At 74.3% G+C, this 22,660-nt stretch carries 27 protein-coding genes; 8 read left to right on the top strand and 19 right to left on the bottom strand.

Annotation, left to right across the window (positions count from 1 at the left end):
• Positions 1-72: 72 nt before the first annotated feature.
• Both ACZ4W9_RS31715 and ACZ4W9_RS31720 read right to left on the bottom strand, forming a co-directional pair.
• Positions 73-960 carry a LysR family transcriptional regulator gene (locus tag ACZ4W9_RS31715; protein ID WP_467941509.1) on the bottom strand — a complete coding sequence of 296 codons (888 nt, stop codon included), beginning with the start codon at positions 958-960 and terminating at the stop codon, positions 73-75.
• Positions 961-1,179: 219 nt separating this feature from the next.
• Positions 1,180-2,376, bottom strand: coding sequence for an FAD-dependent monooxygenase (locus ACZ4W9_RS31720; RefSeq protein WP_467941511.1), 1,197 nt, complete (start codon positions 2,374-2,376; stop codon positions 1,180-1,182).
• Positions 2,377-2,710: 334 nt separating this feature from the next.
• Here ACZ4W9_RS31720 and melC1 point away from each other — a divergent pair, with 334 nt between their 5' ends.
• On the top strand, positions 2,711-3,100 hold the full coding sequence (gene melC1 / locus ACZ4W9_RS31725; RefSeq protein ID WP_467941512.1) for an apotyrosinase chaperone MelC1: 390 nt from the start codon (positions 2,711-2,713) through the stop codon (positions 3,098-3,100).
• A 35-nt stretch (positions 3,101-3,135) separates the two neighbouring features.
• Entirely contained in the window at positions 3,136-3,957 is an 822-nt protein-coding gene (gene melC2 / locus ACZ4W9_RS31730; RefSeq protein ID WP_467941513.1) for a tyrosinase MelC2, read from the top strand.
• On the opposite strand, the gene ACZ4W9_RS31735 is transcribed toward melC2, so the two are convergent.
• The 4 genes from ACZ4W9_RS31735 to ACZ4W9_RS31750 form a co-directional block, all read right to left on the bottom strand.
• Positions 3,958-4,659: a ribonuclease H family protein gene (locus ACZ4W9_RS31735; protein WP_467941575.1), complete on the bottom strand. Its 702-nt coding sequence runs from the start codon at positions 4,657-4,659 to the stop codon at positions 3,958-3,960.
• Between the two features lie 34 nt (positions 4,660-4,693).
• A complete protein-coding gene (locus tag ACZ4W9_RS31740; RefSeq protein WP_467941515.1) occupies positions 4,694-5,488 on the bottom strand; it encodes a VOC family protein in 795 nt (264 codons plus the stop codon).
• Positions 5,489-5,662: 174 nt separating this feature from the next.
• Positions 5,663-6,145 (bottom strand): VOC family protein, encoded by a 483-nt coding sequence (locus ACZ4W9_RS31745; protein WP_467941516.1) that lies wholly within the window; start codon positions 6,143-6,145, stop codon positions 5,663-5,665.
• 142 nt (positions 6,146-6,287) lie between these two features.
• Positions 6,288-6,680 carry a helix-turn-helix domain-containing protein gene (locus tag ACZ4W9_RS31750; protein WP_467941518.1) on the bottom strand — a complete coding sequence of 131 codons (393 nt, stop codon included), beginning with the start codon at positions 6,678-6,680 and terminating at the stop codon, positions 6,288-6,290.
• Positions 6,681-6,974: 294 nt separating this feature from the next.
• On the opposite strand from ACZ4W9_RS31750, the gene ACZ4W9_RS31755 reads away from it, so the two are divergent.
• Entirely contained in the window at positions 6,975-7,865 is an 891-nt protein-coding gene (locus tag ACZ4W9_RS31755) for an RNA polymerase sigma factor SigF (protein WP_467941577.1), read from the top strand.
• A 104-nt stretch (positions 7,866-7,969) separates the two neighbouring features.
• On the opposite strand, the gene ACZ4W9_RS31760 is transcribed toward ACZ4W9_RS31755, so the two are convergent.
• Together ACZ4W9_RS31760 and ACZ4W9_RS31765 are read right to left on the bottom strand one after the other, a co-directional pair.
• Entirely contained in the window at positions 7,970-8,425 is a 456-nt protein-coding gene (locus ACZ4W9_RS31760) for an ATP-binding protein (protein WP_467941519.1), read from the bottom strand.
• Positions 8,426-8,597: 172 nt separating this feature from the next.
• Positions 8,598-9,008 (bottom strand): hypothetical protein, encoded by a 411-nt coding sequence (locus ACZ4W9_RS31765; RefSeq protein WP_467941521.1) that lies wholly within the window; start codon positions 9,006-9,008, stop codon positions 8,598-8,600.
• A gap of 350 nt (positions 9,009-9,358) precedes the next feature.
• On the opposite strand from ACZ4W9_RS31765, the gene ACZ4W9_RS31770 reads away from it, so the two are divergent.
• Positions 9,359-9,760, top strand: a complete 402-nt coding sequence (locus ACZ4W9_RS31770; RefSeq protein ID WP_467941523.1) for a nuclear transport factor 2 family protein — start codon at positions 9,359-9,361, stop codon at positions 9,758-9,760.
• Between the two features lie 73 nt (positions 9,761-9,833).
• On the opposite strand, the gene mgrA is transcribed toward ACZ4W9_RS31770, so the two are convergent.
• Positions 9,834-10,826 (bottom strand): L-glyceraldehyde 3-phosphate reductase, encoded by a 993-nt coding sequence (gene mgrA, locus ACZ4W9_RS31775; protein ID WP_467941525.1) that lies wholly within the window; start codon positions 10,824-10,826, stop codon positions 9,834-9,836.
• A gap of 112 nt (positions 10,827-10,938) precedes the next feature.
• On the opposite strand from mgrA, the gene ACZ4W9_RS31780 reads away from it, so the two are divergent.
• Positions 10,939-11,820: a LysR family transcriptional regulator gene (locus ACZ4W9_RS31780; RefSeq protein ID WP_467941526.1), complete on the top strand. Its 882-nt coding sequence runs from the start codon at positions 10,939-10,941 to the stop codon at positions 11,818-11,820.
• A gap of 58 nt (positions 11,821-11,878) precedes the next feature.
• The gene (locus ACZ4W9_RS31785; protein WP_467941528.1) at positions 11,879-12,394 is read left to right on the top strand and encodes a mycothiol transferase; all 516 of its coding nucleotides are present in this window, start codon (positions 11,879-11,881) and stop codon (positions 12,392-12,394) included.
• Here ACZ4W9_RS31785 and ACZ4W9_RS31790 read toward each other — a convergent pair.
• The 4 genes from ACZ4W9_RS31790 to ACZ4W9_RS31805 are packed head-to-tail and all read right to left on the bottom strand — an operon-like array spanning position 12,376 to position 15,357.
• Positions 12,376-13,446: an adenosine deaminase gene (locus ACZ4W9_RS31790; RefSeq protein ID WP_467941530.1), complete on the bottom strand. Its 1,071-nt coding sequence runs from the start codon at positions 13,444-13,446 to the stop codon at positions 12,376-12,378. The two genes, ACZ4W9_RS31785 and ACZ4W9_RS31790, sit on opposite strands and share 19 nt — an antisense overlap.
• 37 nt (positions 13,447-13,483) lie before the next feature.
• Positions 13,484-13,879, bottom strand: coding sequence for a VOC family protein (locus ACZ4W9_RS31795; protein WP_467941531.1), 396 nt, complete (start codon positions 13,877-13,879; stop codon positions 13,484-13,486).
• A gap of 36 nt (positions 13,880-13,915) precedes the next feature.
• Positions 13,916-14,980, bottom strand: coding sequence for a M48 family metalloprotease (locus ACZ4W9_RS31800; RefSeq protein ID WP_467941532.1), 1,065 nt, complete (start codon positions 14,978-14,980; stop codon positions 13,916-13,918).
• On the bottom strand, positions 14,977-15,357 hold the full coding sequence (locus ACZ4W9_RS31805) for a BlaI/MecI/CopY family transcriptional regulator (RefSeq protein ID WP_467941534.1): 381 nt from the start codon (positions 15,355-15,357) through the stop codon (positions 14,977-14,979). Before ACZ4W9_RS31805 ends, ACZ4W9_RS31800 begins: the two co-directional genes overlap by 4 nt.
• Positions 15,358-15,604: 247 nt before the next feature.
• Between ACZ4W9_RS31805 and ACZ4W9_RS31810 the strand changes: the two genes are divergently transcribed.
• Positions 15,605-16,063, top strand: coding sequence for a pyridoxamine 5'-phosphate oxidase family protein (locus tag ACZ4W9_RS31810; protein WP_467941536.1), 459 nt, complete (start codon positions 15,605-15,607; stop codon positions 16,061-16,063).
• A gap of 111 nt (positions 16,064-16,174) precedes the next feature.
• On the opposite strand, the gene ACZ4W9_RS31815 is transcribed toward ACZ4W9_RS31810, so the two are convergent.
• On the bottom strand, positions 16,175-17,080 hold the full coding sequence (locus tag ACZ4W9_RS31815; protein WP_467941538.1) for an aldo/keto reductase: 906 nt from the start codon (positions 17,078-17,080) through the stop codon (positions 16,175-16,177).
• Between the two features lie 207 nt (positions 17,081-17,287).
• A complete protein-coding gene (locus ACZ4W9_RS31820) occupies positions 17,288-18,610 on the bottom strand; it encodes an aldehyde dehydrogenase family protein (protein WP_467941539.1) in 1,323 nt (440 codons plus the stop codon).
• Between the two features lie 163 nt (positions 18,611-18,773).
• On the opposite strand from ACZ4W9_RS31820, the gene ACZ4W9_RS31825 reads away from it, so the two are divergent.
• Positions 18,774-19,880: an acyl-CoA dehydrogenase family protein gene (locus ACZ4W9_RS31825; RefSeq protein ID WP_467941541.1), complete on the top strand. Its 1,107-nt coding sequence runs from the start codon at positions 18,774-18,776 to the stop codon at positions 19,878-19,880.
• Between the two features lie 52 nt (positions 19,881-19,932).
• Here ACZ4W9_RS31825 and ACZ4W9_RS31830 read toward each other — a convergent pair whose 3' ends face one another.
• The 4 genes from ACZ4W9_RS31830 to ACZ4W9_RS31845 all read right to left on the bottom strand — a co-directional run bounded on the left by ACZ4W9_RS31830 (position 19,933) and on the right by ACZ4W9_RS31845 (position 22,460).
• A complete protein-coding gene (locus ACZ4W9_RS31830; RefSeq protein ID WP_467941542.1) occupies positions 19,933-21,075 on the bottom strand; it encodes an LLM class flavin-dependent oxidoreductase in 1,143 nt (380 codons plus the stop codon).
• Positions 21,076-21,316: 241 nt separating this feature from the next.
• Entirely contained in the window at positions 21,317-21,874 is a 558-nt protein-coding gene (gene ssuE, locus ACZ4W9_RS31835; protein WP_467941579.1) for an NADPH-dependent FMN reductase, read from the bottom strand.
• Positions 21,875-22,088: 214 nt separating this feature from the next.
• Positions 22,089-22,172: a putative leader peptide gene (locus tag ACZ4W9_RS31840; protein ID WP_358692520.1), complete on the bottom strand. Its 84-nt coding sequence runs from the start codon at positions 22,170-22,172 to the stop codon at positions 22,089-22,091.
• A gap of 111 nt (positions 22,173-22,283) precedes the next feature.
• Complete coding sequence (locus ACZ4W9_RS31845; protein WP_467941543.1) at positions 22,284-22,460, bottom strand: hypothetical protein; 177 nt, start codon at positions 22,458-22,460, stop codon at positions 22,284-22,286.
• Between the last annotated feature and the right edge of the window lie 200 nt (positions 22,461-22,660).

A 22,660-nucleotide genomic window follows, 5' to 3' on the forward strand; every position in this document is an offset into this window, starting at 1 on the left:
GAAGCGGTGGTGGGCACGGCCGACGCTAGTGCCGGGGCGTGCATGCCTTCCACGACCGGTCCGGCCATGTGTTCATGACGCGAGGGGCATGAGCCGCTCCCCGGCCACCCGGCGGAAGTCGCGGGCGGCGGGCGAGAGATAGGCGCCCCGCCGCCACACCAGGGTCAGCGTGCGGTGGCAGTCGGGGGCGTCCAGCCGCAGCCAGGCCACCGGGCCGTCCTCGCCGATGGCCCGCCGGGCGACGGCCGGCAGCAGGCACAGGCCGAGTCCGGCGCCTGCCAGTTCGGGTGTGGCGGCGGCCTCGTCGCCCTCGCAGACCACCCGAGGGGTCAGCCCCTCGCGGGCGAACAGCCGCTCCAGCAGCGCTCGTTGCCAGTGGCCGGCCCGGGTGCTGACGAAGTCCTCGCCGGCCAGCTCGGCCACCGTGACGCTCGTCCGGCCGGCCAGCGGATGCCCGGCGGGCACGGCCAGCAGCACCTCCTCGCGGACCAGTTCCAGCGTGCGCAGTCCGGGGCCGGCGAGCGGTTGGGAGGCGATGGCGAAGTCGACCTCGGCGGAGCGCAGGTGCCGGTGCATGGCGTCCACCGGGGCCTGGAACAGGCGCACCCGCACCCCGGGCCGCAGCGCGCGGAAGGCGGACAGCACCCCGGAGAGCTGGAGCAGGGTCTCGGCGGCCACGGCGACCCGTCCGGGGCCGGGTCCGGCGGCGTCGGCCATCTCCCGCCGGGCGTCGTCGAGTTCCGCCAGCGCCCGGTCGACCCGGGCCAGGAAGGCGGCGCCGTGGTCGTTGAGCCGTATACGGCGGCCCTGGCGGTCGAACAGCGGGACGCCGAGGCCGGTCTCGAGCCGGCGGATGGTCCGGCTCACCGACGGCTGGGCGACCCGCAGTTCCTCGGCGGCCCGGCTGATGTGCTGGTGCCGGGCGACGGCCTGGAAGTAGCGCAGTGACAGCAGATCCATCCCGGTAGTGTCGCCGCCTCACGGACCGTCACCGCGCCGGGCCGCCGCCGGCCCTCGGCCGCGCGGCCCGGGCCGGGTTCTGTTCCGGGGCGGCGAGGCAGCGGCCGGCGAAGTGGGCGCGTACGCCGTCGGCGGCGGCTGCTGACAGGTCCGGGGTCAGGCCCCCGGCTCCGGCCCCCTTTGAGGGTGAGGGCTCCACGTCCGGTGAAGCGGGGCGGGTCAGTGGGCGCGCTCGGCGCGGGCGTGCAGGGCGCGGGCGGCGCGGGGGCCGAGCCAGCGCTTGAGCCTGCGCAGGGATTCCAGTTGTCCGGCCGCCTTGTCCAGGCCGTAGTACAGCTGCGGCGGGACGTACGGCAGCAGCGGTGAGTGGCGCTGGCCGAGCAGGGCGAACATCCGGTGCGGGGGCAGGTGGATGTAGCGGGGCAGGTTCTCGTACCACCGGGCGCTGTAGCGGGCGGCGCTCTGCGCGGACAGCAGCTCGGTCCGGCGCCGGCGTTCGTAGGCGGCGAGGGCCTCGGGCAGGGGGTGCGCGCGCAGGGCGTCGGCCAGGCACATGGCGTCCTCCAGGGCGAGGGTGGTGCCGGCGCCGATGGAGTAGTGGGTGGTGTGGGCGGCGTCGCCGACCAGGACCAGGCGGCCGTCGTGCCAGGTGCGGTTGGTGAGGGTGCGGAAGGTCCCCCAGGAGGCGCCGGGGCGGGCGACGAGGGGGTGGCCGTCGAGGACGCGGCCGAAGAGCTCCTCCAGCGGCGCGAGGTTCCCGGCGGGATCCGCCCGGTCCAGCCCGAGTCCGGTGAGGGTCTGCGGGGAGCACTCGACGACGCAGGTGCTGTGGCCGGCGTCGTAGCCGTAGCCGTAGGCCCAGATCCAGCCGTGCCGGGTCTCGGTGAAGGCGAAGGTGAAGGCGTCGAAGACCTTGGTGGTGCCGAGCCAGAGGTAGACATTGCGGCCCGGGGTGACGCGGGTGCCGAAGTGGTCGGCGCGGCGGGTGCGCAGGGCGCTGTGGACGCCGTCGGCCGCGACGACGAGGTCCGCGCCGGCGGGCGGCCGGGTCGGCGCGCTCTCGTACTCCAGGCGGACGCCGAGGGCGCGGGCCCGGGCGGCGAGCAGGCCGAGCAGCCGGTGCCGGCCGATGCCGAAGCCCTCGTCGCCGTGGTGCCGGGTGGTCCTGCCGCCGACGTGGGCGACGCCGTCCGTCCACCGCACCGAGTGTTCCTCCACGGCGCGGGCGGTCTCGGGGTCGTACTCCCGGAGTCTGTCGAGCAGGCCCCGCCAGTACGTCACGCCCCAGCCGTAGGTGGAGCCCTCGGGGTCGCGTTCGTGGACGGTGATGTCGTGGGCCGGATCCTGTCGCTTGAGCAGGAGGGCGAGGCACAGGCCGGCGGGCCCGCCTCCGACGCAGACGACCTTCACGCGCACACCCCTGACAGTCACCGTAAGTGGTCGATCGGCACCGGAGAGTAGCAGGGGTGGACGGCCCATCCGATCGCGCCAGTCTGGCGTGGTGAGCCGCGCCACTCGGACGGACCGCCGCCGGAAAGGATCAAGGAAATCCGGGGTGCCCCGGCAAGGAATTCCCCGTTCCGGTGCGGATCGGGCCACCCTCACAGCAAGATCATCTTTGTTCAACTCTGTATGACATGTGGTTAATTGTCCGGATCACAGCCAACCGGTTCCGGGAGATTTCTCCTGCTCCGGGACCTGCCGATAGGCATGCGTCGTCACCAAAGGATCACTCTTCCGGAGGACCCGCATGCCCGAGATCACCCGGCGCCGCGCGCTCACCGCGGCGGCCGCCGTCGCCGCGACCGCCACGGCGGCCGTCGCCCTCACCGCTCCCGCCGCGACGGCCGCGTCCGCCGCCGGCCATCACGAGCCCGCCGCGCCCGGCTCCTTCGACGAGGTCTACAAGGGCCGCCGGATACAGGGCCGTCCGGCGGACGGCACCGGACACCACCACGGACACGGCGGCGGCTACGCGGTGTTCGTCGACGGCGTACCGCTGCACGTGATGCGCAACGCCGACGGCAGCTGGATCAGCGTCGTCAGCCACTACGACCCGATGCCCACCCCGCGCGCCGCCGCCCGTGCCGCGGTGGACGAGCTGCAGGGCGCCCCGCTGCTGCCGTTCCCCGCCAACTGACCGCCCCTCGCAAGGACTTCGGAGCACCGAGCACCATGACCGTACGCAAGAACCAGGCCGCCCTGACCACCGACGAGAAGCGCCGGTTCGTCGCCGCCGTCCTCGAACTCAAGCGCGGCGGGCGCTACGACGACTTCGTCCGCACGCACAACGAGTTCATCATGTCGGACACCGACAGCGGTGAGCGGACCGGCCACCGCTCCCCGTCCTTCCTGCCCTGGCACCGCAGATTCCTGCTCGACTTCGAACAGGCGCTGCAGGCCGTGGACTCCTCCGTCACGCTGCCGTACTGGGACTGGAGCACCGACCGCACCGTGCGGGCCTCGCTGTGGGCGCCGGACTTCCTCGGCGGTACCGGTCGCAGCACCGACGGACGGGTGATGGACGGCCCGTTCGCCGCGTCCACCGGCAACTGGCCGATCAACGTGCGCGTCGACGGCCGGACGTTCCTGCGGCGCTCGCTCGGCACGAGCGTGGCCGAGCTGCCGACGCGCGCCGAGGTGGAGTCGGTGCTGGCGATGAGCGCGTACGACCTGCCGCCGTACAACAGCGCCTCGGACGGCTTCCGCAACCACCTGGAGGGCTGGCGCGGGGTGAACCTGCACAACCGGGTGCACGTCTGGGTGGGCGGGCAGATGGCCACCGGGGTCTCCCCCAACGACCCGGTGTTCTGGCTGCACCACGCCTACGTCGACAAGCTGTGGGCCGAGTGGCAGCGGCGGCACCCGGACGCGGCCTATGTGCCGGCCGGCGGCACGCCGGACGTGGTGGACCTGGACGAGACCATGAAGCCGTGGAACACCGTGCGCCCGGCGGACCTGCTGGACCACACCCGGTACTACACGTTCGACGCCTGATCAGGCGTCGGCGGTGCGGCACTCCGGGTGTCCCCAGCCCTGCGCGTTCTTGGCGATCTTCTCGCCGGCCGCGTAGGACCGGCCGCACAGGCAGCGGCCGGGGAACTTGGCCTTGATGGTCCGGGCGGACGAGGACGCCCCGGCGCCGGTCCGGCGGGGTGCCTTCCGGCGCGCCGCCCCGGCCGCCGGGGTGTCGGGCGACGGCGGGGGCTCCGGGGAGCCGAGTTCGCTGCCGGCGGACTCCTGCCCGGAGGCCGCCTGGCTGGCCGCGCGGTCGGCGAAGTCGTTCAGCGGGTCGCCGTCGACCTGGTGGGCGGGTACGTAGCGGAACTCCACGGACCGGCCGCCGAGGAGTTCGTCGATGCGGACCACCAGGTCCTGGTTGGCGACAGGCTTGCCGGCGGCGGTCTTCCAGCCGTTGCGCTTCCAGCCGGGCAGCCAGGTGGTGACGGCCTTCATCGCGTACTGGGAGTCCATCCGGACCTCCAGCGGCACGTCCGGGTCGACGGCCGTGAGCAGCCGCTCCAGGGCCGTCAGTTCGGCGACGTTGTTGGTGGCCCGGCCGAGCGGGCCCGCCGCCCAGCGGGCGGGGGTCCGCTCGTCGCCGCCCGAGACCACCCACGCCCATCCGGCCGGTCCGGGGTTTCCCTTCGAAGCCCCGTCGCACGCGGCCACCACACGTTCACGCATGCGCTCGATGATGCCATGGCCACGGGCGGGGCCGTGCCGGGGCCGGTCAGACGTCCCTGATCTCCGGCATGCGCCCCTCGGTGGTGGTGATGTCGATCACCGAGAAGTCGGCGCCCTGCGGGTCGCTGAGCGCCGCGAACCGGCCGAAGGGGCTGCTCATCGGCCCGAAGCGGAGGATCCCGCCGAGCTCGACGGCCCGGTCGACGGCCGCGTCGCAGTCGGCGGTGGTGAAGTAGACGTTGATGTACGCGGGCACCTCGGGCGGGAAGTCGTCGGTCATCCGCATCCGGCCGAGGACGGTGTCCTCGCCGATGTCGAACATCCGGAAGTCCACCGCGTCGTCCTCGATCTCCTTCATCCGGTAGGGGAAGACGGCGGTGAGGAAGGCGTCCGCCTGCTCCGGCTCCCTGGTGAAGACCTCGGCCCAGCAGTAGGCGCCGGGCACCGCCGTCGCCTCGAAGCCCTCGTGGGTGCCCGCCTGCCACACGCCGAACACCGCGCCGCTGGGCTCCCGGGCCAGGCACATCGTGCCGAAATCACCGACCCGCATCGGCTCCAGCAGTACCTCCCCGCCGCTGTCGCGGATCCTGCGGGCGGTGGCCGCGGCGTCGGGCGAGGCGAAGTACAGGCACCAGCGGGACTGGCCCTCCTGGCCGGGCATGGGCGGGACGACGGCCGCGACGGCCCTGCCGTCCGCGTAGGCCTGGGTGTAGTGGCCGTACTCCGACGACGACTCGCCGAAGGTCCAGCCGAGGACGTCGCCGTAGAACCGCTTGGCTCCCTCGACGTCGCTGAACATCGCGTCGGCCCAACAGGGCGTTCCTTCGGGTTGCACGGCCATGCTCGCGACCCTCCTGATGTGGTGTGTCCCGTCTGTTCACGCTAGTCATCCGGGGTCCGGCCCGCGCGGTGAGCCGGGACCCGGAATCCGGCCGGCGGTGCGGTGGGCGTCGCGCCGCGGCGGGACGCGGCGCATACGGTCGGGAGGGGTGCGACGACGGCGGCCCGGCGTGCGCTACGCGCCCGCGTACGCCCGTTCCAGCTCGGCCGCGTCCAGCTTGCCCATGCCCATCATGGACCGCAGGGCGCGGCCGGCCTTCTCCGGGTCCGGGTCGGCGATCATGTCGAGCAGCGGGGCGTAGACCACCTGCCAGGACACGCCGTACCGGTCCTTGAGCCAGCCGCAGGGGCCGCCCTCGCCGCCGTTCTCGGTCAGCCTCGTCCAGTAGTGGTCGATCTCCTGCTGGTCGGCGCAGAGGACCTGGAACGAGACCGCCTCGTTGAACGTGTACCGGGGTCCGCCGTCGAGCGCGACGAACCTCTGGCCGTTGGCCGTGAACTCCACGGTCAGCACGGCACCGTCCGGGCCGGGGCCGGACTCGGGCCACCGGACGACGCGTTCGACACCGGAGTTCTCGAAGACGGACACGTAGTGGTGCGCGGCCTCCTCCGCCTGGCCGTCGAACCAGAGGCAGGTGAGGAATCCGTCGGTGCTCATGAGCGCCTCCCGGGGCGTGGAACGGGCAGGGGAACAGGGTCGTGAGAGGAGACCGTTCCACGCCGCGGAACTCATCGGCCCGGCCGGCGGCCGATCGAACGGGTGAGAGCCGCCGGGCCCCGGGGCGCCCGGCGTGCCAGGGTCAGGCCGCGAGGCAGAGGCCGCGGTACGACCCGTGCTGCGGGGCCGCGGTGCGGTGGTGGACGGCCGTACGGCGGGACAGCTCGCCGTGCACCCGCGCCAGCAGGTCGCCGAGGCCCAGGCCGAGGGCGTGCGCGGCGGCGGCGAGGACCTCGGACGACGCCTCCTTGCGGCCGCGCTCGATCTCCGAGAGATAGGGCAGCGAGATCCGGGCCGCGTCGGCCACGTCCTTGAGGGTGCGCCGCTGGGCCCGCCGCTCGCGGCGCAGCACCTCGCCGACCAGATCCCGCCACAGGGGCTCCCTGGGGGCGGGCTCGCTCTCCGGCCCCTCGGGGCGGGCCGGCGCCGGCCGCAGGGGGATCACTCGGGCTTTGTCGCTCACCGGGTTGGTCATCCCGTCAGCCTAGGAGCGCTGCCGTCGGGGGCAAGGACCGGGCGTTGCGCCCTGAGGGAAATCCTCGCCCGGACCGGGCCCCGACCGGCCATTTCGCGCCACCGCGTGAGGGCGGGGGCATGCACCGCGTCACCATGGGTACTCGCGCCGTGAGCGGCTTCGCGGGAACGCATGATCCGTCGGGCGACGGGTACCCGCTGGAGACGCTGCCTGGACACTGGGGCCGGCTCCACCCGGTGCCGGACCGGAGGCCGCACAGGGAGACGTGGAACCGTGACTTTCGTGGGAGAGGTAATGAACACCGCCGCCGGGATCCGGCCGGAAGCAGAGGCCGTCGAGGAGACCGAGCAGGACAGGGCGGACGAGGGGTCCCTGCCCGGCATCACGGACCCGGCGTCCGTCGCCCCGCGCGACGCGCGCGAGCTGTCCCGCCAGTTCTTCCGCCGGCTGGCCGAGCTGGAAGAGGGAACGCACGAGTACCAGTACGCGCGCAACACACTCATCGAGATGAACATGTCGCTCGTGCGGTTCGCGGCCGGACGCTTCCGGGGCCGCGGCGACGACATGGAGGACGTCGTCCAGACGGGCATGATCGGCCTGATCAAGGCCATCGACCGGTTCGAGCTGGCGCGCGAGGTCGAGTTCACGTCCTTTGCGCTGCCGTACATCGTCGGCGAGATCAAGCGGTTCTTCCGGGACACCACCTGGGCCGTCCACGTGCCGCGCCGGCTCCAGGAACTGCGGGTGGAGCTGGCCAAGGCGCGCGAGGAGCTGTCCAGCCGGCTGGACCGGGATCCGACGGTGGCGGAGCTGGCCACGCTGATGAACATCTCCGAGAAGGAGGTGGTCGAGGCCCAGCTGGCCTCGAACGGCTACAACTCCGCCTCCCTGGACGCCGCGCTCACCGGGGACGGCCCCGAGGACGGCGAGGCCGTGCTCGCCGACTTCATCGGTGTGGAGGAGGAGGGCCTGCGGCTCGTGGAGGACTTCCACGCGCTCGCCCCGCTGATGGCGGAGCTGAGCGATCGCGACCGGCAGATCATCCACCTGCGGTTCGTGGAGGAGGCCACGCAGGCCGAGATCGGTGAGCGGCTGGGCTGCTCCCAGATGCACGTCTCCCGGCTGATCAAGCGGATCATCGCCCGGCTGCGCCAGGGGATGCTCGGGGAGCTGGGCTGCGCCTGACGTCCGGGGATCACGACGCCGACGGGCCGGGTGCCTGGGCAGGGCGGCTCGGCCCTGTGCGGGAGATCGGCTCTGTGCGGGAGACGAGATGAAGATGAAGAGGTTCAGCCCCGCCGCAGGGCGAAGACGGCCCGCACCCGCTTGCCCACGGGGACGCGTTCGACGGTGACCTCGGCGGCCAGCGCGTGCACGATCTCCAGGCCGTGCCGCCCGACGCGCTCGGGGTTCTTCGGGAACCGGCGGGGCAGGGCCGTACTGCTGTCGTACACGGACACGACGACCGAGCTGTCCGTGCCCTCCAGCTCCAGGATGTACGGGCCGTTGCTGTGCCGGTCGGCGTTGGTGACCAGTTCGCTCACCATCAGCAGCAGCTCCCCGTCGGCGCGGTCGTCGACGCCGGCGCACCACTCCGTGCGCAGCTGCTGGAGGAACCGGGCGGCGAAGGCACGCGCCTCGGCGATACAGCCGGGAGCGCCGGTGTAGTGCGCCGCGCGCCGCAGCGGCTCCACGGGTACGTCGAAACCAGTCGGTATCACTGCCCCGCCCAGGTACTCGGTCATGCTGTTCTCTCTCGGAAAGGCCCGGTGCGGCCGGTGGCCGTCGCTCCAGTCCTCGTACCCCGAGCCCGGGCCGGCAGTCCCCCGGATGCGTTCGCCCACCGCGCACAGGGGCCGCCGGTCGCGGCGGGGTCCTCTCCGGCCGGTGTCCGGCCCCCGGCGGCGCGGCGGAGGGTCAGGCTACCGGTATGACCAGCGCCGGTATCGTCCGCTGCATGCGCAGGGCGTCGACGGACTCCGCGAGCAGCTCGTACTCGGTGGTCTCGTCGCCGGTCGCGAGGCGTACCAGCCTGCCCGCGGCCAGCTCGTCGGCGACCCGTTCCTGCCGGGCCGGATCGCCGCACCAGGCACGCAGGACGTCCGGCACGTCGGGCACGGTGTCGGCGACCGGGACCAGCGCGCGGGGCGGGAAGTGGGCGGCCTCCGGCCGCGGGTCGAGGCGGTCGGCGATCCAGCTGGCCCGGTCGCGCAGCCACCACAGGGCGAGCGCGAGCGTGGGGGCCCGGTAGGTGCCGAGCGGCACTCCGATGCGCTGTCCGCCGCAGATGCCGTACGCGGTGACATGGCACAGGAACTCGTCGTGCATGCGCACTCCCCCGTCGCGTCGTCCGCCTGCGGGCCGGCCTCGCTTTCGCCGCGGCTCGTGTGCGGTGCGTGATCGGGGCCTCGCTGGAAGTGAAGCCCGCACAGTCGAGTATGTTCACCGATGAATCACTGTCACCATGTTTTTCCGGCCAGTCTCCTGGCATATTCCGTCCCGGTCCTGGCCGAAATTCCGCGGTCGGGCGCGGGCCTCCCGGGTGCCTGGGCGCCCGGCCATGACCCCGGGGGTAATCGACGGTCCCCGGCCGCCCGGGGCAGGGTTGCCCTACCGGGTCACCGCAGCGGGGATCCGGGTTCCGACCAGTGCCGATCCTCGATGGAGGCTGATCGCCCATGTCCGCGACCCCCGACCGCTACGAGACCGCCGCGGCCCGTTACTTCGACGCCTGGAACGCCACCGGACCGGAGCGGCGGGCGAAGGCGGTGGCCGCCGCCTGGACCGAGGACGGCCGGTACACCGACCCCCTCGCCGACGTCGGCGGGCACGACGGGATCGCGGCCGTCATCGCCGCCGCCCACGAGCGGTTCCCCGGTTTCGTCTTCCGGCCCCTCGACTCCGTGGACGGCCACCACGACACGGCCCGCTTCTCCTGGGAACTGGTGAGCGAGGCCGCGGACCCGTCATCCGGGGAGCGGTCCGCCCCGGTCGCCGGTTCCGACGTGGTCACGCTGGACGCGGACGGCCGTATCCGCTCCGTGCTCGGCTTCCTCGACCGGGTGCCCGCCGACACGTGAGGAGCGGCGTACGCGAGGAGCCCGGCCGCCGGGACGGGCGGCCGGGCTCGTACGGCGGTGGCGGGTCGGACCGTCAGGGCCTGACGATGGCGTCGATCCGGTCCAGTTCCCCGGCGTCGAACGCCAGGTTGCCGATGGCCGCCACGCTGTCCTCGATCTGGCGGACGCTGCTCGCGCCGACCAGCGCGGACGTCACCCGGCCGCCGCGCAGCACCCAGGCCAGCGCCAGCTGGGCCAGCGTCTGGCCGCGGGAGGTGGCCACCTCGTCCAGCGCGCGCAGCCGGGCCACCAGGTCCTCGGTGACCGCGTCCGAGTTCAGGAACGGGCTGTCGCTCGCCGCCCGGGAGTCCTCCGGGATGCCGTCGAGGTAGCGGCCGGTGAGCAGGCCCTGCTCCAGCGGGGAGTAGACGATGGAGCCGACCTGGAGCTCGTCCAGGGTGTCGAGCAGGCCCTCGTCCTCGGGGCGCCGGTCGAGCATCGAGTAGCGCGGCTGGTGGATGAGGAGCGGGGTGCCCAGCTCGCCGAGGATGCGGGCGGCCTCCCGGGTCTGCTCGGCGGAGTAGTTGGACACGCCGACGTAGAGCGCCTTGCCCTGCTGCACCGCGCTGTGCAGGGCGCCCATCGTCTCCTCCAGCGGAGTGTCCGGGTCCGGGCGGTGCGAGTAGAAGATGTCGACGTGGTCCAGGCCCATCCGCCGCAGGCTCTGGTCGAGCGAGCCGAGCAGGTACTTGCGCGAGCCCCACTCGCCGTACGGGCCGGGCCACATCAGATAGCCGGCCTTGGTGGAGATCACCAGCTCGTCGCGGTAGCGGGCGAAGTCGTCCCTCAGGGCCGCGCCGAAGGCGGACTCGGCCGCGCCGGGCGGCGGACCGTAGTTGTTCGCCAGGTCGAAGTGGGTCACGCCGAGGTCGAAGGCCCGGCGCAGGATGGCCCGCTGGGTCTCCACGGGCCGGTCGGGGCCGAAGTTGTGCCACAGGCCGAGCGACAGGGCGGGGAGCTTCAGGCCGCTGCGTCCGGTGCGCCGGTAGGGCATGTCGGCGTAGCGGTCGGGGTGTGCGGTGTACAACGCGACTCCATGAGGGGTGGGCGCGGGATCTGCCGCCTCCACTCTTCCCTCGGCGGCGGGCAGCGGTCCAACAGAAGAATCCGATGGAATTCAGCGGATAGGCTTCTCAATCATGGAACTGCGCCATCTCCAGCACTTCGTCGCGGTCGCCGAGGACCGGCACTTCACCCGGGCCGCCGAGCGTCTGATGGTGTCCCAGTCCGGTCTGTCGGCGTCGATCCGGGCGCTGGAGCGGGAGTTGCGGGCGCCGCTGTTCGTGCGGACCACGCGCCGGGTGACCCTGACGGAGGCGGGGCGTGCGCTGCTGGCGGAGGCCGAGCGGATCCTCGCCCAGGTGCGGGCGGCGCACGACGCGGTGGCGGCGGTGCAGGGCGTGCTGCGCGGCACGCTGGCGCTCGGCACCGAGCAGTGCATCGCCGGGGTGCGGGTGGCCCCGCTGCTGGCGGCCTTCCGGGGCCGGCACCCGGATGTGGAGATCCGGCTGCGGCAGGCCGGCTCGGGGGCGCTGGCGGAGGAGGTCGCGGCCGGGCGGCTCGACCTGGCCTTCGCCTACCGCACCCAGGCCGACACCGACCAGCTGCGGTCGGTGTCGCTGGCCAGCGAGCCGATGACCGTGCTGTGCCATCCCAGCCACCGGCTCGCCGCCGGGCCGGCCGTGCTCGGCCCGGACGACCTCACCGGTGAGGTGTTCGTGGACTTCCACCCCGACTGGGGTCCGCGCCGCACCACCGACGCCGCGTTCGCCGCGGCCGGGGTCCGGCGCACGGTCGCCCTGGAGGTCAACGACGTGCACAGCCTGCTGGACCTGGTGGACGAGAACCTGGGCGTCGCGGTCGTGCCCCGGCACTTCCGGCACAAGCGGCCGGCGCTCGCGGCGCTGCCGCTGAAGGGGACGGACGGGGCACGGTACGAGACGGTGGCCCTGCTGCCGCCGGAGCGGGCCACGAGCCCGGCCGCCCGGGCGCTGGTCACCCTGCTCGAAACGGGGACGTGACGCACCGGCCGCCGGATTCCGGACGCGGGAGCGGCGATGGTTTGCGATGGTGGACGGTATGCATGCCAAGGACATCCTCATCGACGGTTACGGCCGCGTCCGGGAAGAAGTCCACGCCGCCCTCGACGGCCTCGGCCCCGAGGAGCTGCACCACCGCCCGGCCCCGGACGCCAACACCATCGCCTGGCTGGTCTGGCACCTCACCCGGGTGCAGGACGACCACATCGCGGACGCCTTCGACCTGGACCAGGTGTGGCTCGCCCAGGACTGGCAGAAGCGGTTCGGGCTCGACCTGCCCCGGCACGACACGGGCTACGGGCACACCCCGGCCAAGGTCGCGAAGGTGCGGGTGGACTCGGCCGCGCTGCTGACCGGGTACTACGACGCCGTCCACGAGCAGACCCTCGGCGTCCTGCGCACCCTGGCCGCCAAGGATCTGGAGCGCGTCGTGGACGAGCGCTGGGATCCTCCGGTCGGCCTGGGCGTGCGCCTGGTGAGCGTCCTGTCCGACGATCTCCAGCACGTCGGGCAGGCCGCCTATCTCAGGGGGCTGGTTCAGAGCGCGGCGGCGTAACCCGGCAGAACCACGTCTTCAACGAGGGCCGTGCGCTGGTCGAACGGGATGAACGCGCTCTTGAGGGCGTTGACGGTGACCGTGCGCAGGTCCTCCACCGTCCAGCCGGCCTGCTCCACCAGCAGGGACATCTCGCGGGTCATCGTGGTCCCCGACACCAGGCGGTTGTCCGTGTTCAGGGTGACCCGGAAGCCGAGGTCCTTCAGGGCCGTGATCGGGTGCTCGGCGATCGAGCCGGCGCAGCCGGTCTGGAGGTTGGAGGTGGGGCACATCTCCAGAGCGATCCGGCGGTCGCGCACCCAGGAGGCGAGGCGGCCGAGCTTGCCGTCCACGATGTCCTCGGTGAGGCGCACCCCGTGGCCGATGCGCTGGGCGCCGCACACCTGGAGCGCCTGGTGGATGCTGGGCAGGCCGTACGCCTCGCCCGCGTGGATGGTGAAGGGCATGTTCTCGGCGCGCAGGTACGCGAAGGCGTCGAGGTGGTCGGCGGGCGGGAAGCCGTCCTCGGCGCCCGCGATGTCGAAGCCGACGACACCGGCGTCCCGGTACGCGACGGCAAGCCCGGCGGCCTCGCGGACCCGGTCGAACATGCGCATCCCGCACAGCAGGGTGCCGACCCGGACGGGGGTGCCGGCCGCCGCCGCCTTGGCCATGCCGGCGGCCAGGCCCTCCTGGACGGCCTCGACGACCTCCGGCAGGGCGAGTCCGCCCTTGAGCATCAGCTCGGGGGCGTAGCGCACCTCCGCGTAGACGACGCCGTCGGCGGCGAGGTCGAGGACGTACTCCTCGGCGGTGCGCAGCAGGCCCTCGCGGGTCTGCATGACGGCGAGGGTGTGCTCGAAGGTGGCGATGTAGCGGACCAGGTCGCCGGAGCCGGCGGCCTCGACGTACCAGGCGGCCAGCTCGTCGGGGTCGGTGGTGGGCAGGGTGTGGCCGGCCGCGTCGGCGAGTTCGACGACGGTGGCGGGGCGCAGGCCGCCGTCGAGGTGGTCGTGCAGGACGGCCTTGGGGAGCCGGCGGAGAGTCTCGGTGTCGATGCGGGACGCGGTCATGGTGTGTCGTTTCCTCGGCTGGGTGATGCGGGGCGGGTCAGCGGGCGGCGGGCTGGAGCAGGTCCCAGCGGTTGCCGTGGAGGTCCTGGAAGACGGCGACGGTGCCGTACGGCTCGTGGCGCGGCTCCTCCAGGAAGGTCACGCCGGCGGCGGTCATCCTGGCGTGGTCGCGGGCGAAGTCGTCGGTGTGCAGGAAGAAGCCCACGCGTCCGCCCGTCTGGTCGCCGATCCGGGCGCGCTGGCCGGCGTCCTTGGCACGGGCCAGCAGCAGTCCGGTGCCCGCCGCGTCGCCACCGGGCTCGACGACGACCCAGCGCGAGCCGTCGGGGCGCGGGGCGTCCTCGGCGAGACGGAAGCCCAGGGCCTCAGTGTAGAAGCGGATCGCCTCGTCGTAGTCGTGGACGACGAGGGTGACCAGGGCGACGCGACGCATGGCTACCTTCCGGCGGGGAGCGGTTAGCCGGTGAGGTTATACGTAAAACTTGTCGGACGCCAGTCCACTTCTACGCGCGTCACGCAGGGGTGGAGCCGGGGCGGCCGGGGGGTGGCGCCCGTGGAGGGCGGCCGTGCGGCCCGGTCGTGGGGAGCGCCCCGTCACGACGTCGGGATCAGGGCCTCTCCTCGCCCTGCGCACCTCCACGCGGTGGTGGACGTCGGCCGTCGCCGTCGCCGAGGCGAGGCAGGACAGGGTGGCGCAGGCGGCGAGGAGCGCGGCGGCCGTGCGGTGGGCCACGGGTGGGCGCGGGCCGGCCGGCAGGGCCTGGACGCGTCGCGGGACGGGGCCGGTGGCGGCGCCGGGGGCGAAACCGGGGCGCGCGGAGCCGGCGGACCTGGCGGCGAGGGCCGCGCGGGCGATGGCCCGGGCGGTCAGCCGCCGGTCGCCGACCGCGGCGGCGGCGGTCTCGTCCGCGGCGCGCTCGGCCGCGAGCCGGACCGTGTCCCGGACCCGGCGCAGCGCGGGGTGGCAGTGCGCCGCGAGTTCGGCGACGGCCAGCGCGTAGTGGTGGCCGCCCGCGTTGTGCGCCCGCTCGTGGGCGAGCAGCGCCTCCCGCTCGGGGCCGTCCAGGACGCGCAGCATCGCCGTGGTGACGACGACCCGGTGCGGGCGGCCGGGCAGGGCGTAGGCGTCGGGCCTGGGCGAGTCCACCACGCACAGGTCGCCGGCGGCGGGCCGGCGGCAGGCCTCGGCACGGGCCGCCCGGAAGGCGCGGGCCTGCTCCAGGGCCGAGCGGCCGAGGGTCCAGCCGCTCCGGGCGAGCGCGCCGGCCGAGGCGGCGGCGGCCGGCACCACGAGGGCGCCGGGGGCGGTGCGCAGCGGATGGACCACCTCGCCGAGCGCGGCGAAGAACGGCAGCTCCAGCAGCCCGAGCAGGAGCAGCACACCGAGGGTCACCGCCGTACCGCCGGCGAGCAGCAGCGCGCAGCCCGCGACGGACCACAGCGCGGCCGCCGGACTCAGCCGGTCCAGTGCCCGGCGGGCCGGAAGCGGCAGGGCGAACGGGAGCAGCAGCGGGAGCGGGAGCAGGGCGGTCATCGGCCGTCGGCGGCGAGCAGGTCGCGCAGGACGCGTTCGTCGTCCGGGCTGAGCTGGGCGACGAAGCGGGCGAGCACCGTCTCGCGGTCGCTGTCCCGGTCCAGTTCGCTGTGCATCCGGCGGGCGGTGAGGCCGTGGGCGTCCTGGGCGTCCCGGACGGGGAAGTAGGCGTAGCCCCTGCCCTGGCGCCGCCGGTCGACCACGCCCTTGTCGTGCAGCCGGGTGAGGATCGTCGTCACCGTCGTCCGGGCGAGGCCGGTGCCGAGGCCCGACTGGACCTCGCCGGGGGTCTGGGGCGCGCCGGCGGCCCAGAGCGCGGCCAGGACGCTCGCTTCGAGTTCACCGGCCGGCCGGCGTTGGCCCTTGGCGTCGGTCATGGGGAGCTTCCTCACCGCGTCTTCGTGTCTTCGTAGTGCTGTTCTCAGGGCCGTCCACGTCATCGTAGTCAGGGGGGTGGCGACGCCTGCCGGGTGCGGGGCGGGCCCCGGCGGTGGGGCGTCCGGGCGCGGGGCGGACGGCGGTGTGCGCGGGCGTATGGGGCCGGGGACCTACGCCCGGGGTCGCGGGTGCGGGGCGCCCCGGGGCCGAGGTGCCGGCGGGGCGCGGCCGGTAGCGTCGCCGGACATGACGATCAACGAACCGGTCCGCACCCCGGCCCGGCGCAAGAGCGACGTGCTGGCCCGGCTGGAGCGGGAGACCGACATCTGGGTGGCCTCGGCGGACGCGCACGGCGTGCCGTGTCTCGTACCGCTGTGGTTCGTCTGGCACGGGGAGTCGTTCTGGCTGTGCACGCGCGGCACCAACCCCACGGGCCGCAACCTCCGCGACGGCGGCCTAACCCGGCTCGCCCTCGGCGACACCCGGGACGTCGTGCTGGTCGACGGGGAGGTACGGGTCTTCGGCCCCGGGGAGGTGCCGGTGGCGGCGGCCGGGGCGTTCGCGGCGAAGACCGGCTGGGATCCGGGCGCGGACAGCACCGCCTACGTCTTCTTCCGGGTGCGGCCGGTCGCGGTGCAGGCGTGGCACGGGGTGCGCGAGCTGCGCGGCCGGCATCTCATGCGGGACGGCGCCTGGGCGGTGTGACACCGGCCGGCGGCCCCCGCCGGCCGGGCCCTCGGCGGGCGGACCGCGGTGGCCGGGCCGTCGGCGGCCGGCCGGTCCGGGTGCGGACCTCGCGGCCCGTGTCCGGAGCGGTCAGCCGGCCTGCGTACGGGCCTCGGCGAGCCGGGCCAGTTCCTCGTCGGTGAACCGCAGCGCCCCGGCGGCGACGTTCTCGGCCAGGTGGCCGGGGTCGCCGGTGCCGGGAATGGCGAGGACGTGCGGGCCCTGGTGCAGCGTCCAGGCGATGCGGACCTGCGCGGGGCTCACGCCGTGGGCGCGGGCGACGGAGAGCACGGTGTCGTCGTGGGCGGCCGTGGCACCGCGCTCGCCGGCCTCGCCGGCCACGGTGTAGAAGGGGACGAAGGCGATGCCGCGCTCCCCGCACAGCCGCAGCAGTTCGTCACCGGCCGGGTCGGGGCGGTCCAGGGCGTACCGATTCTGCACGCAGACCACCGGGGCGATCCCCAGCGCCTCGGCGAGGTGCCGGCCTTCCACGGCGGAGATCCCGAGGTGCCGGACGAGCCCGGCCGTGCGCAACTCCGCGAGGGCGCCGAAGTGTTCGGCGATGGAGTCCTGGTTCATCCGGCGCAGGTAGACGACGTCGAGGTGGTCCCGTCCGAGCTGGCGCAGGTTCTCCTCGACGTGGCCGCGCAGCTGGTCGGGCCGGGCGGAGGTGCCCCACGCGCCGTACGGGTCGCGGTAGGGGCCGACCTTGACGGCGATGACCAGGTCGTCGGGGTACGGGGACAGCGCGGTGTTGACGAGTTCGTTGGCGGAGCGCAGCGAGGAGAAGTAGAAGGCCGCCGTGTCGATGTGGTTCACGCCGAGCCCGACGGCCTCGCGCAGCACGGTCAGGGACCGCTCCCGGTCGCTGGGGGTGCCGTGGTGGAAGGCGGCGCTGCCCGTCAGCCGCATGGTGCCGAGACCGATGCGGTGGACGGGCAGGTCGCCCAGCGGGAAGGTGCCGGAGGCGTCCGCGGTGATCGTCTGCGTGGTCATCGGCGGAGTCTCGCACACGGCACCCGGCCGGTCCTCGGCAGTACGGGCCGGCGCCCGGCGGGACACCGGGGATCCGGGTGAAGCGCCGGTGGGCGGCGGCCCGGCTCCGCGCTGGGCCGGATTCCCGCCGTCGCACTCCGGGGAGCCGTCGATGCGGGCGAGCCGGGCCCGGCCGCGCGTGCGGCCGGGCCGCTCCGCGCCGGAGGGTCAGTGCAGCGGCTTCGCCAGGACCGCCTTGCGGTGGCTGAAGGTCTCGATGGAGTAGCGGCCGTGGTAGTTGCCCATGCCGCTCTCCCCCACCCCGCCGAACGGCAGGTCGGAGACGGTGAGATGGGCGACGGGCAGACCGTGGCCGAGGCCGCCCGAGGAGGTCTCGGCGGCGAAGCGCGCGCGGACCTCGTCCGACTCGCTGAAGACGTACAGGGCGAGGGGCTTGTCCCGGTCGTTGACGAAGGCGATGGCCTCGTCCGGGCCGGACACGGTGACGATCGGCAGGATCGGTCCGAAGATCTCCTCCCGCATGACGGGCGAGTCCGGGTCGACGTCGGCGAGGACGGTCGGCGCGAGGTACTTCGCCGCCCGGTCGCCGACGCCGCCGACGGCGACCCGGCCGGAGCCGAGCAGGCCGGACAGCCGGTCGAAGTGCCGCTCGTTGACGATCCGGCCGTACTCCGGCGAGCGGGCCGGGTCGGCACCGAACAGCTTCTCGATCGCGCGGACCAGCGCCGCCTCCAGGGCGGGCGCGGTCCGAGGGTCGGTCAGGACGTAGTCGGGGGCGACGCAGGTCTGGCCCGCGTTGAGGAACTTGCCGCGGGCGAGCCGGTCCGCGACCGCCTCCAGGTCGGTGCCGCGGTCCACGAACACCGGGGATTTGCCGCCGAGTTCGAGGGTGACCGGGGTGAGGTGCTCGGCGGCGGCCCGCATGACGATACGGCCGACGGTGCCGTTGCCGGTGTAGAAGACGTGGTCGAAGCGCTCGGCCAGCAGGGCCGTGGTCTCCGGGACACCGCCCTCCACGACGGCGACGGCGTCCGGGTCCAGGTAGGCCGGGATCAGCTCGGCCAGCACGGCGGAGGTGGCCGGTGCCAGCTCGCTCGGCTTGGCGACCACCGCGTTGCCGGACGCCAGCGCGCCGACCATGGGGGCGAGCAGGAGCTGCGCCGGGTAGTTCCAGGGCGCGATGACGAGGACGACGCCCAGCGGGTCGTACTGCGTCCAGGCCGTGGCGTCGGCGCCCAGGTGCGCCGGGACGGGCGCGGGCTCGGGGCGCAGCCAGTCGGCCAGGTGCTCCAGGGTGTGGTCGATCTCGCGGACGGTGAAGTCGATCTCGGTGCGGTAGGCCTCGGTGCCGCTCTTGCCGAGGTCGGCGCGGAGGGCGGCGGCGAGGTCGGCGCCGCGCTCCGTGAGCAGGTCGCGCAGCCGGCGCAGCTGGCCGGTACGCCAGTCGACGGACTTCGTGCGGCCGGTGGCGAAGGTGGCGCGCAGCCGGGCCACGATCTCGGCGGGCTGCTCGGACGGGGAGTGGTTCACGGTGCCTCGATGGATCACGTACGGACAGTCGGATGCATTTAGCAACCTTTCATGTCCTCAAGTTCATTCCGGCGGCGCCCCCGGGGTGACGAGGGTCACGCCGGGTCCGGGATGGCCCGTGCCCCGGGGGTGCGCCGTCCGCAGGGCCGGAAGAATCCCCGGTATGGATCTCACTCCGCACCCCCTCGTCGCCCGCGCCCGCCGGCTCGCCACCGACCTGCTCGCCCCCGAGGCCGAGCGGGTCGACCGGGAAGGGGTGCCCCCGGGCCATGTGGAGGCGGTGAAGCGGTCGGGCCTGCTCGGGGTGGGCGCGCCCGCGGAGTACGGGGGCGCGGGGGCGCCGCCCGCCGTGGCGCGGGAGGTCGCGGAGATCCTGTCCGGGGCGTGCTGTGCGACCTGGTTCGTGCAGACCCAGCACCACACTCCGGTGCAGACCCTGGCGCGCAGCGGGCAGCCGGTGCGGGAGCGGCTGCTCGGCCCGCTGTCCCGCGGCGAACTGCTGTCCGGGGTGGCGTACGCGCATCTGCGGTCGTTCCCGCGCCGCCCGGTGCGGGTCCGGCCGGAGGGCGGCGGCTGGCGGTTCGACGGGACCGTGCCCTGGTACACCGGCTGGGGTCTGAACGACGTGATGCTGCTGGCCGGGGCGACCGAGTCCGGCGAGGTGCTGTTCGCCTTCACCGAGGCCCGCGGGCGGCCGGGGCTGCGGGCCTCGGCGCCGATGCGGCTGGCGGCCCTCACCGCCGCGCGCACGGTGTCCCTGGAGCTGGACGGCCTGTGGCTGCCCGCGGAGTCGGTGGCCCTGATCACGCCGTACGACCGCTGGGCCGCCGGGGACCGGGTCAGGACGCTGCACACCAGCCCGGCGGTCTTCGGCGTGACGCGGGCCGCGCTCTCCCTCCTGGACGCGGACACGGCCGCCCCGCTCCGTGCCCGCCTCACCCGGATCCGCCGCAGGGCGTACGAGCTGGCGGACGGGCCGCTGCCGCAAGGGTGGGCGGAGACCGGAGGGGAAGCGGGGGCCGGGACTGCGGACGCGTGGGCGGCGGAACGGCTGGCGGTGCGCGCCGAGGCGTACGAACTGCTGCGCACCGCCACCACGGCGGCGGTGGTGGCCGGCGGCGGCCGTGCCATGGCCCTGACGAGCCGCGCCCAACGCCTCGCGCGGGAGGCGCTGTTCCTCCTGGTGCAGGGCCAGACCGCCGAGTCGCGCGGGGCGCATCTGCGGGCGCTGGGCGGGGCACCGGCGGACGCCGGGGAGCGGAACGCCTGAGCGACGCGCTCGCCCGGGCCGCGCGGTGCTCCACGCGACCGCGCACCGCCGGTCAGATCGCGAACGGCACCTCCGCGGCAGCGGCGGACGCCGGCCCGTGGGGGTGGCTCCACAGGCCCTGCGCGGCGAGCCGGGGCAGGACGCCCTCGCCGAACCAGTAGGCCTCCTCCAGGTGTGGGTAGCCGGAGAGGACGAACTCGTCGATGCCGAGGGCGTGGTACTCCTTGATCCGCTCGGCCACCTCCTCGTGGCTGCCGACCAGCGCCGTCCCCGCACCGCCCCGCACCAGCCCGATGCCGGCCCACAGGTTGGGGTGGATCTCCAGGCCGTCCCGGCCGCCGCCGTGCAGCGCGAGCATGCGCCGCTGCCCCTCCGACTCGCTGCGGGCCAGCCCCTCCTGCACGGCCCGTACCGTCTCCTGGCCGAACCCGGCGAGCAGCCGGTCCGCCTCCGCCCAGGCCCCTTCCGCCGTGTCCCGGGTGATCACGTGCAGCCGGATCCCGAAGCGGAGGGTACGGCCGTGCCCGGCGGCGAGCCGGCGGATCCAGGCGATCTTCTCGGCGACCTGCGCGGGCGGCTCGCCCCAGGTGAGGTACACGTCGGCGTAGCGGGCCGCGACCTCCCCGGCGGCCGGTGAGGAACCGCCGAAGTAGACCTCGGGGACCGGATCGGGCACCCGGCTGAGCCGCGCGTCCTCCACCCGCAGGTGCTCGCCGTGCAGATCTACGCTTTTGCCCTCCCACAACTCCCGTACGACGTGCAGGAATTCACCGGTGCGGCGGTACCTGGCGTCCTTGTCGAGGAAGTCGCCGTAGGCCCGCTGTTCCCGGCTCTCCCCGCCGGTGACGACGTTGAGCAGCAGCCGTCCCCCGGTCTGCCGCTGGAACGTGGCCGCCATCTGCGCGGCGAGCGTCGGCGAGACGAAGCCGGGCCGGAAGGCGACGAGGAACTTCAGCCGTTCGGTGTGCTGGCTGACCATGGCGGTGGTCAGCCACGCGTCCTCGCACCAGGCGCCGGTCGGGGTGAGCGCGGCCACGAAGCCCAGGTCCTCGGCGGCCCGCGCGATCTGGCCGAGATAGGCGACGGTCGGGGGCCGGTCCCGGCCGGAGGCGGTCGCCGGGGTGCCGTGGCCGCCGCCGACGACATCGCGGCTGTCGCCGTTGGTGGGCAGGAACCAGTGGAAGGTGAGGGACACGGAGGGTCTCCGATCGCTGGGGTCCGTGGGGTGGGTGGATGCGTGCGTGCCCGCGGGCCCGGGGTGCGGGTGTGCGGCGGCGGGGCCGGCGTCGGCGGGCCGGCGGCCCCGGCGCGGGATCAGGCGTGCCCGGCGCGTGAGAGACCGACGGGCGGCGGCACGGAACGCGCGGGCAGCCCGGCACCCGGCGGCACCGGCACGCGCCTCCCCGCCGCCGGCCGCGGGCGGGGCCGGCGGCCGCTCAGCCCGCCGTGGCCGCCAGCGCCGGCGTGCGGTCCAGGGCGGCGGCGAACTGGTCCACCACCTGCCCCAGGGCCTCGGCGGTGGCCGGTGCGACGGCCAGGGAGCCGTCCTCCCGCACGGTGATGTCCGTGTCGAGGGTGAACCAGCCCTGGACTATGTGTGCGGCGCCCATGGAGTTCAGCACCGGCCGCAGGGCGTAGTCGATGGCGAGGACATGTGCGGTGGAGCCGCCGGTGGCCAGCGGCAGCACGGTCTTGCCGGTGAGCGCGTACTGCGGGAGCAGGTCCAGCAGCGCCTTGAGGACGCCGGAGTACGACGCCTTGTAGACGGGGGTGCCGACCACGACGCCGTCGGCGCGGGCGAACAGCTCGGTGGCCTCGACGACGGCGGGGTGCCGGAAGTCCGCGCCGAGCAGGGCCTCGGCCGGGACGGCGCGGACGTCGAGCGGGATCACCTCGTGTCCCTGGGCGACGAGCCGCCGGTCCAGGTGGCGCAGCAGGAGATTGGTGCGGGAGGAGGCGGAGGGGCTGCCGGAGACGGACAGGACGGTGGCCATGGGTGTCTCGTTTCTGAGGTGCGCCGGACGGCCGTACGCGAGCCGGACGCCCGGGGAGAAGTCGGTCGGGAGCACCGCCTCCCGAGCCGGACCGGGCACGCGGAACCCCTGTTGCGGAACCACTCGACGGGACGTCGGGCACACCTCACCCGTCAGGGGACGACGGGGATCCCGGTGTGCCGGAGGCCCGGAGGAGAGGGAAGGGGGCGGCGGATCAGACCGCGGCGCGACAGCAGGCGCTGGAGACGCGCGCGAGATCGACGTGGCGTCGCCGCGTGAGGTCCAGTCGCATGGTCATGCCATCGATCGTGGCAGCAGCCCGCGACAACCGTCAAGGAGATCCCGGCCGTTCTCGCATCGCGGACCCGCGCGGTCCGCGGCGGCGGGGTTCCGGGGCCCGGGCGGGGACTCAGGCCCCGCCGTCCTCCTCCCGCCCCTCGACCACCACGAGGAAGGCGTCCGACTTCAGGTCCATCACCACGGTCGCCGGTTCGCCCTCGGCGCGTCGGGCGGCGGCGAACTCCTCCGCGGGCCATGAACCCCGCGGAGCTCCGGCGGGAAAACGCTCCAGCACCCTCGCACTCATGACGGCGGCCACCTCCTGCTGCACCGGCCCGAACGGAATGTACGTGTTGTACTGATCCGCTTGCCCCCGATCGGCGAGGGCATGCCCCGGCGGCGGCCGTCCCCCGCACATGAACGTCATTGCGGTGCCGCGCCCTTCGGCGATACCGCCGTCGGAGCCCCGGCCCGCGTCCCCGGTGCGGTGCGCGCCGGCCCGGGGGC

This window comes from Streptomyces sp. NPDC029296 (assembly GCF_055569255.1).

Excerpts from the sequence above, each read along its gene's own strand:
- ACZ4W9_RS31715 (WP_467941509.1), bottom strand. The coding sequence starts at position 960 with ATGGATCTGCTGTCACTGCGCTACTTCCAGGCCGTCGCCCGGCACCAG.
- melC1 (WP_467941512.1), top strand. The coding sequence starts at position 2,711 with ATGCCCGAGATCACCCGGCGCCGCGCGCTCACCGCGGCGGCCGCCGTC.
- melC2 (WP_467941513.1), top strand. The coding sequence starts at position 3,136 with ATGACCGTACGCAAGAACCAGGCCGCCCTGACCACCGACGAGAAGCGC.
- ACZ4W9_RS31740 (WP_467941515.1), bottom strand. The coding sequence starts at position 5,488 with ATGGCCGTGCAACCCGAAGGAACGCCCTGTTGGGCCGACGCGATGTTC.
- ACZ4W9_RS31745 (WP_467941516.1), bottom strand. The coding sequence starts at position 6,145 with ATGAGCACCGACGGATTCCTCACCTGCCTCTGGTTCGACGGCCAGGCG.
- ACZ4W9_RS31750 (WP_467941518.1), bottom strand. The coding sequence starts at position 6,680 with ATGACCAACCCGGTGAGCGACAAAGCCCGAGTGATCCCCCTGCGGCCG.
- ACZ4W9_RS31755 (WP_467941577.1), top strand. The coding sequence starts at position 6,975 with ATGAACACCGCCGCCGGGATCCGGCCGGAAGCAGAGGCCGTCGAGGAG.
- ACZ4W9_RS31760 (WP_467941519.1), bottom strand. The coding sequence starts at position 8,425 with ATGACCGAGTACCTGGGCGGGGCAGTGATACCGACTGGTTTCGACGTA.
- ACZ4W9_RS31765 (WP_467941521.1), bottom strand. The coding sequence starts at position 9,008 with ATGCACGACGAGTTCCTGTGCCATGTCACCGCGTACGGCATCTGCGGC.
- ACZ4W9_RS31770 (WP_467941523.1), top strand. The coding sequence starts at position 9,359 with ATGTCCGCGACCCCCGACCGCTACGAGACCGCCGCGGCCCGTTACTTC.
- ACZ4W9_RS31780 (WP_467941526.1), top strand. The coding sequence starts at position 10,939 with ATGGAACTGCGCCATCTCCAGCACTTCGTCGCGGTCGCCGAGGACCGG.
- ACZ4W9_RS31785 (WP_467941528.1), top strand. The coding sequence starts at position 11,879 with ATGCATGCCAAGGACATCCTCATCGACGGTTACGGCCGCGTCCGGGAA.
- ACZ4W9_RS31790 (WP_467941530.1), bottom strand. The coding sequence starts at position 13,446 with ATGACCGCGTCCCGCATCGACACCGAGACTCTCCGCCGGCTCCCCAAG.
- ACZ4W9_RS31795 (WP_467941531.1), bottom strand. The coding sequence starts at position 13,879 with ATGCGTCGCGTCGCCCTGGTCACCCTCGTCGTCCACGACTACGACGAG.
- ACZ4W9_RS31800 (WP_467941532.1), bottom strand. The coding sequence starts at position 14,980 with ATGACCGCCCTGCTCCCGCTCCCGCTGCTGCTCCCGTTCGCCCTGCCG.
- ACZ4W9_RS31805 (WP_467941534.1), bottom strand. The coding sequence starts at position 15,357 with ATGACCGACGCCAAGGGCCAACGCCGGCCGGCCGGTGAACTCGAAGCG.
- ACZ4W9_RS31810 (WP_467941536.1), top strand. The coding sequence starts at position 15,605 with ATGACGATCAACGAACCGGTCCGCACCCCGGCCCGGCGCAAGAGCGAC.
- ACZ4W9_RS31815 (WP_467941538.1), bottom strand. The coding sequence starts at position 17,080 with ATGACCACGCAGACGATCACCGCGGACGCCTCCGGCACCTTCCCGCTG.
- ACZ4W9_RS31825 (WP_467941541.1), top strand. The coding sequence starts at position 18,774 with ATGGATCTCACTCCGCACCCCCTCGTCGCCCGCGCCCGCCGGCTCGCC.
- ssuE (WP_467941579.1), bottom strand. The coding sequence starts at position 21,874 with ATGGCCACCGTCCTGTCCGTCTCCGGCAGCCCCTCCGCCTCCTCCCGC.
- ACZ4W9_RS31840 (WP_358692520.1), bottom strand. The coding sequence starts at position 22,172 with ATGACCATGCGACTGGACCTCACGCGGCGACGCCACGTCGATCTCGCG.
- ACZ4W9_RS31845 (WP_467941543.1), bottom strand. The coding sequence starts at position 22,460 with ATGAGTGCGAGGGTGCTGGAGCGTTTTCCCGCCGGAGCTCCGCGGGGT.